This window comes from Pseudomonas sp. KCJK9016 (assembly GCF_046231795.1).
GTDB classification, from domain to species: domain Bacteria; phylum Pseudomonadota; class Gammaproteobacteria; order Pseudomonadales; family Pseudomonadaceae; genus Aquipseudomonas; species Aquipseudomonas bananamidigenes.
Genome location: NZ_JBJJMM010000002.1, coordinates 190,707 through 205,258, shown reverse-complemented (window position 1 = coordinate 205,258; position 14,552 = coordinate 190,707). Strand labels below are relative to the sequence as shown.

The following is a 14,552-nucleotide window of genomic DNA, read 5'->3' as shown; positions in this document are numbered from 1 at the left end:
GCCGCCATTATGATCCGACTTCAGAACCTGACTTTACAGCGTGGCCCGCAACGTCTGCTAGAAGACGCCGAGCTGACCCTGCACGCCGGCCACAAAGCCGGCCTCATCGGTGCCAACGGCGCCGGCAAATCCAGTCTGTTCGCCTTGCTCCGCGGTGAGTTGCACCCGGATTCGGGCGACTGCCTGCTGCCGGCCGACTGGCGTATCGCTCACATGCGCCAGGAGGTCGACACCCTCGAACGCCTGGCGGTCGACTACGTGCTCGACGGCGACCTGCGCCTGCGCGAGGTCCAACGTGACCTTGCAGCGGCCGAAGAAGCCCACGACGGGGCTGCTCTGGCGCGTCTGCACGCCGAACTCGACAGCGCCGACGGTTACACCGCCGATGCCCGTGCACGCAAGTTGCTGGCCGGTCTCGGTTTCACCAACGAGCAGATGGATCGTCAGGTAGGAGATTTCTCCGGTGGCTGGCGGATGCGTCTGAACCTTGCGCAGGCATTGATGTGTCCGTCAGACCTGCTGCTGCTCGACGAACCGACCAACCACCTGGACCTCGACGCCATCATCTGGCTCGAAGAGTGGCTGAAAAGTTACCCCGGCACTTTGTTGCTGATCTCCCACGACCGGGATTTCCTCGATGAAGTGGTCGATCACGTCGCCCACGTCGATCAGCGCAAGCTAGTGCTGTACCGTGGCGGCTACACCGCGTTCGAGCGCGCCCGCGCCGAGCGTCTGGCCCAGCAGCAACAGGCCTACGAGAAGCAGCAGGCGCAGCGTGCGCACATGGAAAGCTACATCGCCCGGTTCAAGGCCCAGGCCACCAAGGCCCGTCAGGCCCAGAGCCGGATCAAGGCGCTGGAACGCATGGAAGAGCTGTCGGCGGCCCACGTCGACTCGCCGTTCGATTTCGTGTTTCGCGAGTCGACCAAGATCTCCAGCCCGCTGATCGATTTGTCCGATGCGCGCCTGGGTTACGGCGAAAAAACCATCCTGGAGAAGGTCAGGCTGCAATTGACCCCTGGCGCGCGGATCGGCTTGCTCGGTCCCAACGGCGCCGGTAAGTCGACCCTGATCAAGAACCTCGCCGGCGAGCTGACACCGCTGGCCGGGCGCCTGACCCGGGGCGAGAACACCGTGGTCGGCTACTTCGCCCAGCATCAGCTCGATTCGCTGGATGCCAAGGCCAGCCCGTTGCTGCACTTGCAGCGCCTGGCGCCGACCGAACGCGAGCAGACCCTGCGCGACTTCCTCGGCGGTTTCGATTTCCGGGGCGGGCGGATCGACGAACCGGTACTGAATTTCTCCGGTGGCGAAAAGGCCCGTCTGGCCCTGGCGTTGATCGCCTGGGAACGGCCGAACCTGTTGCTGCTCGACGAACCGACCAACCATCTCGATCTGGAAATGCGCCTGGCGTTGACCATGGCATTGCAGGAGTTCAGTGGCGCGGTACTGGTGGTTTCCCACGATCGGCATTTGCTCAAGAGCACCACCGACAACTTCTTCCTGGTCGCGGACGGCAAGGTGGAGGAGTTCGACGGCGACCTCGAGGACTACGCCCGCTGGCTGGTCGAGTATCGTCAGCGCAACGCCCCGGTCAGCAACACGCCGGTCAATCCGGACAAGACCGACAAGAAAGCCCAGCGCCAGGCCGCCGCTGCGTTGCGTCAGCAACTGGCGCCGCACAAGCGCGAAGCCGACAAGCTCGAGGCCGAGCTGGGCAAGCTGCACGAGAGACTGGCCAAGGTCGACGCCAGCCTCGGCGACAGCGATCTGTACGAGCCGGCGCGCAAGAACGAATTGCGCGACCTGCTGGCCGAACAGGCCAGACTGAAAGTCCGTGAAGGCGAACTTGAAGAGGCGTGGATGCAGGCGCTGGAGACCCTGGAAACCATGCAGGCGGAGCTGGAGGCGCTGTCCTGATGGAGGCGCTCAAGTTGCCGTTGCCGGCAGAGTGGATCGAACCGGTCTGGCTTGGCGTGCAGATTCTCTTGATCCTGCTGGCCGGCTACTTCGCTCAGCGCGTCGTCGCCCGCTTCCTGACCCGTCTGGGAGAAAAGTATCCGCTGCCGCCGCAGTTGCTGATGCCGCTGCGTGGGGGCCTGCGCTGGCTGATCATGGGCAGCGCGCTGATCTTCGTGCTGGAGCGCCTCGGTGTTTCTGCCACCGTGCTATGGACCGCGTTGTCCGGTTTCGTCGCCGTCGCGGCGGTGGCGTTCTTCGCCATGTGGAGCGTGTTGTCGAACCTGCTCTGCGCGATTCTGATCTTCACCGTCGGCCCGTTTCGTCTCGGGGATGTGGTCGAGCTGGTGGACACCACCGACAAGCCCGGCGTCAAAGGCCGGGTGGTGGCGATCAATCTGCTCTACACCACGCTGATCGAAGCCGAAGAACTCGGCACCGGCAGCGTTATGGTACAGGTTCCCAACAGCCTGTTCTTCCAACGCTCGGTAAGACGCTGGCGCGGGTCGGATGTGCTTCCTTCGAGCGGTTTCGAAAAGTGATCGGGTGCCGGCCACGCTGGTCGGTAGCCGCAACATCCTGAAAAAAATCGGTAGTCATCCAGCCTGAATCCCATTAGCTTGGACGTTTGTCACGAGTCTGAGTCGAGGTGTGCGATGGAGCTTCAAACATGGCTGGCGTTTTTTGCCGCGTGTTGGGTAATCAGCCTTTCTCCGGGCGCCGGTGCGATTGCGTCGATGTCCAGCGGTCTGCAATACGGTTTCTGGCGCGGTTACTGGAACGCCCTGGGCCTGCAACTGGGCCTGGCCCTGCAGATTGCCATCGTGGGCGCTGGTGTCGGCGCGATCCTCACCGCTTCGGCCACTGCGTTCCATGCGATCAAATGGTTCGGTGTCGCCTACCTGGTTTATCTGGCGATCAGGCAGTGGCGTGCACTGCCCATGGACATGAGCGATGACGCGGCCGTGCGCCCGATCGGGCGGCCGATGGCGCTGGTGTTCCGTGGCTTCCTGGTGAATATCAGCAACCCCAAGGCGCTGGTGTTCATGCTGGCGGTGCTGCCGCAGTTCATCAATCCTCATGCGCCGCTGCTGATCCAGTATGTGGTGATCGGCGTGACCATGATCTGCGTCGACCTGATCGTCATGGCCGGCTATACCGGTCTGGCGTCGAAGGTACTGCGCCTGTTGCGCACACCGACCCAGCAGAAACGCATGAACCGCACGTTTGCCGGGCTGTTCATCGGTGCGGCGGCGTTCATGGCGACGTTGCGCAAAGCCGCCGCGTAAAGCGCGGCAGGCATAAAAAAGGCGACCTTTTCAGGTCGCCTTTTTTCGTTTCCGGCTGCCGGTCAGCGCAGAATCACTGGCGCCGTATCACGCGGCAGATTGTTGCGCTGCTGCGGTTCACGCGGTTGCTCGTAGCCACCACCGCCGAGCTGCTGGCTCAGCTGTCCGGCCACGTCTTCACCCAGCGCCTTCGAGACCTCGCGCACCACCCGTGGGCGGTTGAGCGAGATCTTGATGTCGCGGTGGTTCACCAGTTTGGTGTCCTGCGCTTCGCCCATGGCCGTGAAGGCCGAGGTGATTTCGTAGGTTTTGGTGTTGATCAGGCTGAAGTCCGCCACCAGCGTCAGGCCCAGTACGGCTGAATAGCTGTCGGTATTGGCCAGCTCGTTCATGTCCTGGGTGAAGTCGATGTCGGACACCGTACCGAACAGCACGTAGTCGGCGCCCTTGAAGTTGCCGGCCTTGATCCGCTTGATCACGTCGTAGACGTCGCCCTTGGACGACGCCGTGTACGGCGTTCCCTGCACCAGCTGGAACATCCCGGTGCGCAGGATTTCACCCTTGATGTCGCCGGTGAACTTGCGCAGCTCGCCTTGTTCGATGTAGCTGGTGGACGCTTCGAGCTCGTTGTAGCTCGAAGATCCGCTGGCGCTGTAGTAACCCTCACGGTAGTTGTTTTGCGCCGAAACGACGTGGATGTATTGCTCCACGCGTTCCTGATACGCCAGGTCCGTCACCGCGACTTTCGGGGCCGCTTGTGCGCTGAACGCGCAAGCCAGGGCCATCATGCCAATCCATGTGCGCATCGATTAACGCTCCGTGGTTTTGCGGATCTCTTTCTCGTCCATCCACTCGGCCAGACCGCTTTCAACGTCGATCAGTTGCAGGCTGAATTTGTAGAAGACGTCCTTGTAATCGCTGCTGCGCTTGACGATCGAGCTGATCGAACCTTCAAGGCGGTATTTGGCGGCGATCATGTTGCCGGTCTTGGCCACGGTGCTCTTCTTGTACAGACCGCTCTGGTTTTGCAGCTTGAGCTGGTCGACCTGGCTCTGCATCGCGGTGTTGTCGCTGGCGAAGCGGGCAGTGCCGGACTTCATCAGTTGGGTCTTGATGGTGGTGGTGATCTCGCGGGTGTCGATGTATTCGCTGGTCTTGTTCTTCACGTCATAGACCTGAACCACAGGACGGCCCTGCAGGACACCGGACTGGGCCAGGGAGCGGGTCATCGATTCGGCAATCATCTGCAGGTCGGTGGAACCGAATTCGTTGGTCACGGTTTCAACGGCCTTGGTATCGCCGTAGCTGATGTTCTTGCTGCCCAGGGTCGGCGAAGTGTTGGCGCAGCCGGAGGCCAGCAGGGCGAGGAAGGCGATGAAGGAAAAGCGTGCAAACATGGGAATGCTCTCTGAATCGGGAATGGGGGGGGCGGGCTTAAGGCGTCTTGAGTTCCAGGCGGAAGTCCACGGCTTTCGGCGTCGGGGCAATGCCCTGAATGAAGCTGGTCTGGGCGCCGTACATCATCTGGCTCTTCCAGACTTCTTCTTCGGCAATCGGGAAACCTTCCGGTCCCAGCCAGGCGAAGCGGTAGTAGAACGTCTTGTTGCTGTTGAGGGTGTTGGTCAACTGCACATTGACGGTCATGAAGCCGTTCTCGCGGGCGACGCGCATGGCGCCGACCGCGATGTGTTTTTGCGGGCCCATTGCCACGACCTTGCTCGCGGCGCTGCCCGGCTCCGGGGGCGGCGGGGTGGCGCAGCCGCTGGCCAGGACGGCGAGGGCGGCAACGGCGAAGAGTTTGAAACGCATGCAAAGACTCCGTTCTTAAGGTTGTTTGAGGCTGGCCACGGCGGTGCCGGCGGTGCTCGGGATCACGTGAGCGGCGAGGCCTGCGGCGAATACCTGATTGCCGACGGCGCGCAGGGTGACGACCTGATAACGCTGATCGACGTTGACCTTGACCACCGAACCGCCCACGGCGCTCGGCAGAGTGACCTGATGTTCACCCTTTTTCAGGCGCAGGCGCACCACTTGGGTGGTGTCCGGCAGGGTACGCCACGTACGGGTATCGGCACCTTCGAGCACCGCTGAAGAGATGCCGACGGCCAGACCCGCCAGCGGGTTGGTTTCGTTGATTTTCTTCTGCGCCACGCCTTTGGTGATCGCGCGCACGGTGGTGCGCAGGATGATCCCCGGCATGTCATCGCGCAGGGCGCGGCGCGACATGGCAGTGGTGCTGTTGAGCGCGGTCAGGTCCAGTTGCTGGCCGTCGACACCGATCTGCGCGAACGTTGCGGTCGAGGTGTCAGGCTTGATGATCGGAAACGACAGCGGGGTAATGACCACGTTGTCGGAAATCGGCAGCGGCAGCGGTACGCGGATCGAGTCGCGGGCCGGTGCCAGACCGCTTTGCACCACGATCAGGACGTCGCTGTCATCGCTCTTGACCGGTTTGTCGAGGTTGACCAGCGCCTGCTCCAGCAGCGGCGTGTTCGGGCGCAGCTCGGCCGCCTTGCGGTAGCCCGGCGCGGCCAGGTCTTTTTCATCCAGGGCTTCGTAGACGAAACCGGCCAGGTAATGGCTGAACGCGCTCTGGTAGCTGTTCTTCAGGCCGACCACTTCCGGGGCGTCGAGGCTGGCGACCGGGTAGCCTTGCAAGTCCTTGTACTGAGTCTTGATGCCTTCTTTCTCGGCTTCCTCTTCGCTCTTGAGGTATTCCTTGTCACGCAGGTCGGCGATCACGGCTTCACGTTCGTGGGTCTTCTTGATCGCGGTGCGGGCGCCGTCGAAGTCGTTGACCGCCAGCAGGTTCAGGGCCATCTGCGTGGTCAGCATGACTTTTTCGTAGTCGTAGCCCTCGTAGCGACGGACCTTGTCATTGACCAGGAAACTGCCGAACTGGGCCAGGTACTTGTCGGTGTCGAGCTTGACCGAGTCTTCCCATTTGCCCACCACCTGGTCGGCGCTGGTCCAGGCGTTCTGGCTGCCGGACAGATCGCCCTTGGCGCGCAGCAGTTCACCTTTCTCGAAGTAATAAAGCAGGTCCTTGTCCGGGCCGGTGTTGTTCTTTTCCAGCAGGGTCAGGGCGGCGTCGACGTTGCCGGTGGCCAGTTGCTGGTTGGTCTGGGCCAGTTCGGAATCGTAGTTGCGAAACGCCGAACAGCCGGACAGCAGAGTGACGGCGCCAAGCGCGATCAGAGTGGGAGCGCGAAATGCCATGGGGTACTTCTTCCATGAGTAGCGACAGCCTCGGGTGCGGGTCGGGCTGCTGGGACCGATCGACAGTGGCGTTGGCCTCCTGCCAATTCCTCATAAACAGAGGAGCTTTAATGCCGCATCGCGATAACGAGGGCGCGGCATTATAGGCGGGCGGTGCTGGCTATGTAATAGCTTTTTAATCGCACTGGTTAGTCGAGTGCCATCACTTACTTCATGCTGGATACCGTTCGCGTGCCGCCTGTGATGATGTCCCGGAAGGCACTCCCGTTGGCGTAGATCCGATCGCCAAGTGCACGCAAGCCGATGACCTGGCGATCCTGATCAATGCGGATTTTCAGAGGTGCAGCACTTGGCGCCGTAGGCAGGCTGATCGAGTGCTCGCCTTTCTTCAGACGCAGGCGCAGTACCTGGGTGAGGTTGGGAAGAGTGCGCCAGGTGCGGGTATCGGCGTGCTCGAAACCGTCATGCTGGGTCACGTAAGAAGCCTTGGCGGGATTGCGGCGGTTATCGGTGCCTTGAACGTCCGCCGCCAGGAATGCTCGATAAGTGGTGCGCTGAATGATCCCGGGCATGTCGTCACGCAGGGTGCGCAGGGACATGTCGGTGATGTTGTTGACGGTGATCAGCTTCCTTTGACGACCGTCGAGCGTTATCTGGTTGAAAGGTTGAGTGGAGGTATCGGGCACCATCACCGGAAACGAGATATTGGCGACGATCACCTGTCCGTCGTCGAGCTTCACCGGGAAAGGCACGCGCACCGAGCTGCGGGCAGGGGCCAGTCCGCTCTGCACAATGATCAGCACATCGCTTTCGCCCGCCTTGAGCCCGGGGCTGTCGAGGTCACGCAGCGCCTGTTGGAAGAATGGTATGTCAGGACGAAGTTCGATCGCCTGGCGATAACCCGGTGCAGCCAGATCCTTCTCACCCAACGCTTCATACGTGAAGCCGGCCAGATAGTGGCTGAACGCACTTTGATAGCCGTTTTTCAGGGCAATCACTGCCGGTGACTCGAGCATGATCACCGGATAACCCTGCAGGTCCTTGTAATGCAAACGGGCGCCCTGATCTCTGGCGGCGTTTTCAACACGCTCATATTCCAGCTCTCGTTGCCGGGCGATCAGTGTTTCGCGCTCGTGGGTCTTCTTGATGTCCGCACGGGCGCCATCGAAGTCGTTCACGGCCAATTGATTCAGCGCCATTTGCGTAGTCAGCATGACCTTTTCATAGTCATAGCCATCGTAACGACGAAGCTTGTCGTTGATGATGCTTCCCCATTCATTGCCCAGGGCGGCAAGCAGCTTGTCGCCAGTGGTTTCGATGGTGTCCTGGCGCTCGATCACCTTCTGTTCGGCACTGCGCCAGGCCACCTGGCTCTGTGACAACTCGCCGGCGGCGCTGAGCACCGCACCTTTCTCGAAGTAATACAGCAGGTCTTTTTCTTCATCCGGGTTATGCGCCTCGATCAGGGCCAGCGCCCCGTCGGTGTTGCCTGCTTTCAATTGATCGGTGGTTTGTTGCAGTTCCAGGTCGTAATTGCGGTAGGCCCCGCAACCGCTCAGTTGCAGGAGCGCGCTCAACAGCAAGGGAAACAGCAGGCAATGGCGCTTGACCACGAGATCTTCCTTAATCGAGAGAAGCGGGAGGCGACGCAGTATAGGGGCGAGTGATGGCTATGTGCTGCTTGACCATGCACGTTATCCGTCCCGGTTGGCGAGAAAGCTTGAGTCAGGCCTGCTTGACGTGAACAATGTGTTACTTCGCATTTCCAATTGAGATTCTTTCATGACTGCCTCGTCCCGATTCCTGGCCTGGCTGGTGTTCCCGCTGTTTGCCCTGAGCAGTTTCAATCTGCTGGCCGATACCGTGGAAGGCGCGCCCCGGGCGCTGCACCTGCTTGATTACATCAGCGCCGACTACCCGCCAACGGTAGAGGCAGGCAAGGTTGTCGACGATGCCGAATACCGCGAGCAACTGGAATTCACCCGGGCGCTGCAAGGGTTGATTGCCGGGATGCCGGCCAAACCGGAGAAGGCCGGCCTGGAGCAGGGCGTCGACGCTCTGCTCGCCGCCATCACCGCGAAGCAGGACGGCGCGGACGTCGCCCGTCAGGCCCGGCAACTGGGGGCAAAACTGGCGGTGGCCTATGAAGTCAGCCAGGCGCCGATCATCACCCCGGACCCGGCCCGTGGTGCGCCGCTCTACGCTCAGCACTGTTCGGTGTGTCATGGCGCCAACGGTGCCGGCGACGGGCCTGCGAGTGTCGGTATGGAGCCCGCGCCGGCCAACCTGCGTGATGCCTCACGTCTGGATCATCTGAGTCTCTACGCAATCTTCAACACCCTCGGCCAAGGCGTCGAAGGCACCGACATGCCGGCCTTCGCCGATCAACTGGACGACCGTCAGCGCTGGGATCTGGCGACCTACATCGCACAATTCAGCGCCGATCCGGCCACAGCGAAAACCGACAAGACCTACAACATCGCCGACCTCGCCCGTCAGACCCCGGCCGAAGTGCAGGCCGCCGAAGGCGCCGAAGCCGCCGCGACCTTCCGCACGCAACGGGCGCAGCCGCCGCAGGTCAAGCGCGGCCCGGCGCAGTTGCTCGACTACACCGCCGCGACCTTGGACAAGAGCCTGGCCGCGTACCGCGCCGGCGATCGTGATCAAGCGTATGACTTGTCCGTTGCCGCATATCTGGAGGGTTTCGAGCTGGTTGAAAGCTCACTGGATAACGTCGACGCCAACGTGCGCAAGGACACTGAAAAATCCTTGATGGCCTACCGGCAATCGCTGCAGGACGGCTTGCCGGTGGAGCAGGCCGAGCAGCGCCTTGACGCGGCCAAGGGCAAACTCAAGGCGTCTGCCGATTTGCTGGGCAGCGACGGTCTGAGCTGGTCGCTGAGCTACATTTCCGGGCTGCTGATTCTGCTGCGCGAAGGCCTGGAGGCGATTCTGGTGCTGGCGGCGATCCTCGCGTTCCTGCGCAATACCGGCCAGCAATCGGCGGTGCGCAGCGTCAACGTCGGGTGGGGCCTGGCGTTGCTGGCCGGTCTCGGTACCTGGGCGCTGGCGGCGTATGTGATCGATGTCAGCGGCTCCCAGCGCGAACTGCTGGAAGGCGCCACGGCGCTGTTCGCCAGTGTCATGGTGCTGTGGCTCGGGGTGTGGATGCACGACCGTCGGCACGCGGCGGCGTGGCAGGACTACATCAAACAGAGCCTGGTCGGTGGCGGTGGACGGTTCGGTTTTGCGGTGCTGGCGTTTTTCTCGGTGTATCGCGAGCTGTTCGAAGTGATTCTGTTCTACGAAACCCTGTGGCTGCAGGCCGGTCCTGCCGGGCACAACGCGGTATTGGCGGGCGGCGCTACGGCGCTGGTGCTGCTGTTCGGTCTGGCCTGGATCATTCTGCGCGGCTCGGCGAAATTGCCGCTGGCGCTGTTCTTCAGTATCAACGCGGCGCTGCTGTGCGCACTGTCGGTGGTGTTCGCCGGCCACGGCGTGAAAGCGTTGCAGGAAGCCGGGATCTTCGGCACCCGGCCGGTGGCGTTCTTCGATTTCGAATGGCTGGGGATTCACGCCGATGCCTACTCGCTGACCGCGCAGGCCGTGGCGATTGCGGCGATCATCGTGCTCTACGGTCGCAGCCGGGTGGCGGAAAAGCGCCGGGTGGCGGCCTGAGATGATACGCGTATGGATCGATGCCGACGCCTGCCCGAAGATGGCTAAAGAGCTGGTGGTGAAGTTCGCCCTCAAGCGCCGCTTCGAGGTGGTGCTGGTGGCGGGGCAGCCGCAGAGCAAACCGGCGCTGGCGATCGTCAAGCTGATCGTGGTGCCGAGCGGTCCCGATGCGGCGGATGATTATCTGGTGGAGCATGCGGTGCCGGGCGAGCTGGTGATCTGCAGCGACATCCCGCTGGCCGACCGGCTGGTGAAGAAGGGCGTTGCAGCGCTGGACCCGCGAGGCAAGGAGTTCGACGCGCAGAACATGGGTGAACGGCTGGCGACGCGCAACCTGTTCACCGATCTGCGCGAGCAGGGCCAGGTCAGCGGTGGCCCGGCGCCGTTCGGCGACCGGGAGAAGCAGGCGTTCGCCAATGCCCTGGACCGGATCCTGACGCGGCTGGCGCGCCAGTCCTGAGCCTCATACAAGACCTGTGGGAGCGAGTATTGATCCAGTGGAAGAGGTGCTCAGGCGTCGTTTTCGTGGGTCAGCTCGAGGACCCGGTCGACCAGCTTGTTGATCCCCGAAGCCGCCTCACTGATCGACTGCGCCAGCATGTAGGCCGGGGTGGTCACCAGTTTGCGCGCCTTGTCTTCGATGATGTCGGTCACGGCGCAGTCTTCGTGGGTGGCGCCCATCTTGCCGATGGCTGCTGCGGTGTCGGCATCGTTGCCGATGGTGCAGGTCACGCCCGGACCGTAGATCTTGGCGGCGAGCGCCGGCGAAATGCACATCAGGCCCACCGGTTTGCCCGCTTCGGCAAACGCCTCGGTCAGCGCCAGTACGTCCGGCTGAACGCAGCAGCCGGCGCCGTCGGCGGCGAAACTCGACAGGTTCTTCGCCGCGCCGAAACCGCCGGGAACGATCAGCGCATCGAAGTCATCGACATCGGCTTCACGGACATCCTTGACGTTGCCCCGGGCGATGCGCGCCGACTCCACCAGCACGTTGCGCGACTCGGGCATCTCTTTGCCGGTGAGGTGGTTGATCACATGCAATTGCGCGATGTCCGGGGCGAAGCACTGCACCTGGGCGCCACGCTGATCCAGGCGCAGCAGGGTGATGACGCTCTCGTGGATCTCGGCGCCGTCGTACACGCCGCAACCGGACAGGATCACTGCAACTTTTTTGCTCATGGGTTTCTCTCCAGATTCATGGCGCTAAATGTCCACTAATTTGTCGCTCGTTGCCATAGGGGCAGGTCGTCGCTACACCTAGGATCAGTGCACACGGATCTCGTCAGGGCACGTCATGAACTTCATTCTGTATGCGGTGCCGTTTTTCTTTGTATTGATCGTGGTCGAGCTGATCGCCGACCGTTGGCGCGGGGTGAGTAACTATCGCCTGGCCGATGCTGTGAGCAGCATCAGCACCGGGGTGCTGTCGACCACCACCGGCCTGCTGACCAAGGGCGTGGGCCTGCTGACTTACGGGTTTGCCCTGGAGCATCTGGCGCTGTTCAGGTTGCCGGCGGACAGTGTCGGGGTGTGGGTCTTCGCCTTTGTCCTCTACGATTTCTGTTACTACTGGCTGCACCGTATGGGCCATGAGCGGAACATCCTCTGGGCTGCTCATTCGGTGCATCACCAGAGCGAGGACTACAACCTTTCCACGGCCTTGCGCCAGACCAGCACCGGGTTTCTGCTGGGCTGGATCTTTTATCTGCCGATGGCGGTGCTGGGCGTGCCGTTGCCGGTGTTCGTCAGTGTCGCCGCACTGAATCTGCTGTATCAGTTCTGGGTGCATACAAAGCACATTCCCAAGCTCGGCTGGTTCGAATGGTTTTTCGTCACGCCGTCCAATCATCGGGCCCACCATGCACAGAACGCTCTCTACATGGATCGCAACTACGGCGGGGTGTTCATTATTTGGGATCGCCTGTTCGGCTCGTTTCAGGAAGAGGACGACAACGAGCCGGTGATTTTCGGCGTGACCACACCGTTGGCGAGCTGGAATCCGTTATGGGCCAACCTGCAGTTTTACGCGCAGCTCTGGAATGATGCGCGGCGCGCCACAAGCAGATGGGACAAGCTGCGTATCTGGTTCATGCGCACCGGATGGCGCCCGGCGGACGTGGCGGCGAAATATCCGCTGAGCAAGCCGGATCTGAGCCGGTTCCGCAAATTCGAAGTGCCGTTGGGCGCCCGACAGCAGTGGTACGTGCTGCTGCAATTTGGCGTGTATGTGGCACTGGGCAGTTATCTGATGAGTCTGGAGCGCAGTCTGCCGACCGGTGCCCTGGTGCTGGGCTGGGGCGCGATGGCGTTGGGTCTGTTTGTGCTGGGTGTGGCCCTGGAGAATCGCCCGTGGGCGCTGAAGCTTGAGCTGTTGCGATTGGCGGCGAACCTGCCGCTGGTGTGGCTGGCGCCGCAGGTCGGATTGTGGCCGGCCAGCCCCGAAGTCTGGGCCGGCCTGCTCGGCTACAGTCTGCTCAGCGGCATCGGGCTGTACTGCTGTCGCCAGCGGGTTACTCGGTGGGTGTCTTAGGCTCGGCTGCCTTGGCCTGTTCGGCCTTGTGCCGTTCGGCCTTGGCCAGTTGCTCGGCCTGTTCTTCTTCGTAGACCTTTTTCGCCAGCCGGGCATTCTTGAACCGGCGGCGCAACCAGAGGCCGACCCCCAGCACCAGCAGCGCACCGAGTACCCACAGTTCATATTTCTTGATGCTGCCCAGCATGCCTTCGAGCACCGCGCCGAAGTGGTACGCGGCTGCGGCCAGGGCCGCGGCCCAGATCGCCGCACCGATGCCGTTCAGCAGCAGATAACGTCCCGGCGGATAGCCCGACAGGCCGATCGCCACCGGCATCACCGTGCGCAGGCCGTATACGAAGCGAAAGCTCAGGACCCAGATGTCCGGGTGCTTGCGAATGTGCTCCAGTGCGCGGTCGCCCAACATTTGCCAGCGCGGTTTGCGCGCCAGCAACTTGCGCCCGTGCTTGCGGCCCAGGAAGTACCACAGCTGATCGCCGGCATAGCTGCCGAAGAACGCCACGACCACCACCAGGTTGATGTCCATGTAACCACGGAACGCGAGGAAGCCCGCGAGCACCAGGATGGTTTCGCCTTCGAAGAACGTGCCGAGAAACAAGGCAAAGTAGCCGAAGTCATGCAGAAATTGTTGGAGCATTGTCTGGGTGCTGGCGAAATGAACGCGCAGCCTAACCCTTCGGACACATTCAGGAAAGTGTCGAAATGTGTCTCGACGTTAACATTTCCTACAACGACAATGGATTGCGGCTACGTGTCACAGGGGTGCACATAACTGTAATACGACCGTCATAATGGCCGCTTATAACTGTCACGCTCGCCCGTTTGCGCGGGCTCAGGAGTCTGCCGTGAGCTTTACCCCAGCCAACCGTCTGTTCCCTGCCACCCGCCTGCGTCGCAATCGTCGTGATGATTTTTCCCGGCGTCTGGTACGTGAGAACGTGTTGACGGTCGATGACCTGATCCTGCCGGTGTTCGTGCTCGACGGTGAAAACCGCCGCGAAGCCGTGGCTTCGATGCCGGGTGTCGAGCGCCTGACCATCGACCTGCTGCTGGAAGAAGCGGCGAAATGGGTCGAGCTGGGGATCCCGGCGCTGGCGCTGTTCCCGGTCACGCCATCCGAACTCAAGTCCCTCGATGCCGCCGAAGCGTGGAATCCCGAAGGCATCGCCCAGCGCGCCACCCGTGCCCTGCGTGATCGGTTCCCGGAGCTGGGGGTGATCACTGACGTCGCTCTCGATCCGTTCACCACCCACGGTCAGGACGGCATTCTCGACGAAGACGGCTACGTGCAGAACGACATCACCGTCGATGCACTGGTCAAACAGGCGTTGTCCCACGCCGCAGCAGGTGCCCAGGTGGTGGCCCCGTCGGACATGATGGACGGTCGCATCCAGGCGATCCGTGAAGCGCTGGAGCTGGCCGGTCACGTCAACGTGCGGATCATGGCCTACTCGGCCAAGTACGCCAGCGCCTATTACGGCCCGTTCCGCGATGCCGTGGGATCGGCCGCGAATCTGGGCAAGGCGAACAAGGCTTCCTACCAGATGGACCCGGCCAACAGCGACGAAGCGTTGCACGAAGTGGGCGCGGACTTGTCTGAAGGCGCGGACATGGTCATGGTCAAGCCCGGCATGCCTTACCTGGACATTTTGTTCCGGGTAAAAGATGCCTTCAAAGTGCCGACCTTCGTCTATCAGGTCAGCGGCGAATACGCCATGCACATGGCGGCGATCCAGAATGGCTGGTTGAGCGAAGGCGTGATCCTCGAATCCCTGACCGCCTTTAAACGTGCCGGCGCTGATGGCATCCTGACTTACTTTGCTGTCCGTGCCGCTCAATTGTTACGAGAGCAGAAATAGCCCTCCCAGGAACATTCG

At 61.9% G+C, this 14,552-nt stretch carries 14 protein-coding genes; 7 read left to right on the top strand and 7 right to left on the bottom strand.

Annotated features, from left to right (window positions below; genetic code table 11):
• Nucleotides 1-9 precede the first annotated feature (9 nt).
• The 3 genes from ACK6BI_RS02595 to ACK6BI_RS02585 all read left to right on the top strand — a co-directional run bounded on the left by ACK6BI_RS02595 (nucleotide 10) and on the right by ACK6BI_RS02585 (nucleotide 3,248).
• Nucleotides 10-1,920 carry an ATP-binding cassette domain-containing protein gene (locus tag ACK6BI_RS02595; RefSeq protein WP_409315885.1) on the top strand — a complete coding sequence of 637 codons (1,911 nt, stop codon included), beginning with the start codon at nucleotides 10-12 and terminating at the stop codon, nucleotides 1,918-1,920.
• Complete coding sequence (locus ACK6BI_RS02590; RefSeq protein WP_409315884.1) at nucleotides 1,920-2,501, top strand: mechanosensitive ion channel domain-containing protein; 582 nt, start codon at nucleotides 1,920-1,922, stop codon at nucleotides 2,499-2,501. The genes ACK6BI_RS02595 and ACK6BI_RS02590 overlap by 1 nt, the downstream gene beginning before the upstream one ends.
• Before the next feature lie 114 nt (nucleotides 2,502-2,615).
• Entirely contained in the window at nucleotides 2,616-3,248 is a 633-nt protein-coding gene (locus ACK6BI_RS02585) for a LysE family transporter (RefSeq protein ID WP_065258123.1), read from the top strand.
• A gap of 62 nt (nucleotides 3,249-3,310) precedes the next feature.
• Here ACK6BI_RS02585 and ACK6BI_RS02580 read toward each other — a convergent pair whose 3' ends face one another.
• From ACK6BI_RS02580 to ACK6BI_RS02560, 5 genes are all read right to left on the bottom strand, one after another.
• Nucleotides 3,311-4,054 (bottom strand): penicillin-binding protein activator LpoB, encoded by a 744-nt coding sequence (locus tag ACK6BI_RS02580; RefSeq protein WP_409315883.1) that lies wholly within the window; start codon nucleotides 4,052-4,054, stop codon nucleotides 3,311-3,313.
• A 3-nt stretch (nucleotides 4,055-4,057) separates the two neighbouring features.
• Nucleotides 4,058-4,645: a penicillin-binding protein activator LpoB gene (gene lpoB, locus ACK6BI_RS02575; RefSeq protein ID WP_409315882.1), complete on the bottom strand. Its 588-nt coding sequence runs from the start codon at nucleotides 4,643-4,645 to the stop codon at nucleotides 4,058-4,060.
• 37 nt (nucleotides 4,646-4,682) lie between these two features.
• The gene (locus ACK6BI_RS02570) at nucleotides 4,683-5,057 is read right to left on the bottom strand and encodes a YcfL family protein (protein WP_065258120.1); all 375 of its coding nucleotides are present in this window, start codon (nucleotides 5,055-5,057) and stop codon (nucleotides 4,683-4,685) included.
• 15 nt (nucleotides 5,058-5,072) lie between these two features.
• Complete coding sequence (locus tag ACK6BI_RS02565) at nucleotides 5,073-6,467, bottom strand: COG3014 family protein (RefSeq protein WP_409315881.1); 1,395 nt, start codon at nucleotides 6,465-6,467, stop codon at nucleotides 5,073-5,075.
• A 206-nt stretch (nucleotides 6,468-6,673) separates the two neighbouring features.
• On the bottom strand, nucleotides 6,674-8,080 hold the full coding sequence (locus ACK6BI_RS02560) for a COG3014 family protein (protein ID WP_409315880.1): 1,407 nt from the start codon (nucleotides 8,078-8,080) through the stop codon (nucleotides 6,674-6,676).
• Between the two features lie 169 nt (nucleotides 8,081-8,249).
• On the opposite strand from ACK6BI_RS02560, the gene ACK6BI_RS02555 reads away from it, so the two are divergent.
• Together ACK6BI_RS02555 and ACK6BI_RS02550 are read left to right on the top strand one after the other, a co-directional pair.
• Nucleotides 8,250-10,145: an FTR1 family protein gene (locus ACK6BI_RS02555; RefSeq protein WP_409315879.1), complete on the top strand. Its 1,896-nt coding sequence runs from the start codon at nucleotides 8,250-8,252 to the stop codon at nucleotides 10,143-10,145.
• 4 nt (nucleotides 10,146-10,149) lie between these two features.
• Nucleotides 10,150-10,605, top strand: a complete 456-nt coding sequence (locus ACK6BI_RS02550; protein WP_085746828.1) for a YaiI/YqxD family protein — start codon at nucleotides 10,150-10,152, stop codon at nucleotides 10,603-10,605.
• Nucleotides 10,606-10,655: 50 nt separating this feature from the next.
• Here the strand turns inward: ACK6BI_RS02550 and elbB are convergent, their stop codons facing one another.
• Nucleotides 10,656-11,324, bottom strand: coding sequence for an isoprenoid biosynthesis glyoxalase ElbB (gene elbB, locus ACK6BI_RS02545; RefSeq protein WP_409315878.1), 669 nt, complete (start codon nucleotides 11,322-11,324; stop codon nucleotides 10,656-10,658).
• Nucleotides 11,325-11,439: 115 nt separating this feature from the next.
• Between elbB and ACK6BI_RS02540 the strand changes: the two genes are divergently transcribed.
• Nucleotides 11,440-12,675 carry a sterol desaturase family protein gene (locus ACK6BI_RS02540; RefSeq protein WP_409315877.1) on the top strand — a complete coding sequence of 412 codons (1,236 nt, stop codon included), beginning with the start codon at nucleotides 11,440-11,442 and terminating at the stop codon, nucleotides 12,673-12,675.
• Here ACK6BI_RS02540 and ACK6BI_RS02535 read toward each other — a convergent pair.
• Nucleotides 12,656-13,312 carry a DedA family protein gene (locus tag ACK6BI_RS02535; RefSeq protein WP_065258115.1) on the bottom strand — a complete coding sequence of 219 codons (657 nt, stop codon included), beginning with the start codon at nucleotides 13,310-13,312 and terminating at the stop codon, nucleotides 12,656-12,658. The genes ACK6BI_RS02540 and ACK6BI_RS02535 overlap by 20 nt on opposite strands.
• 208 nt (nucleotides 13,313-13,520) lie before the next feature.
• Between ACK6BI_RS02535 and hemB the strand changes: the two genes are divergently transcribed.
• Entirely contained in the window at nucleotides 13,521-14,534 is a 1,014-nt protein-coding gene (hemB, locus tag ACK6BI_RS02530) for a porphobilinogen synthase (protein ID WP_065258114.1), read from the top strand.
• The last annotated feature ends 18 nt before the right edge of the window (nucleotides 14,535-14,552 follow it).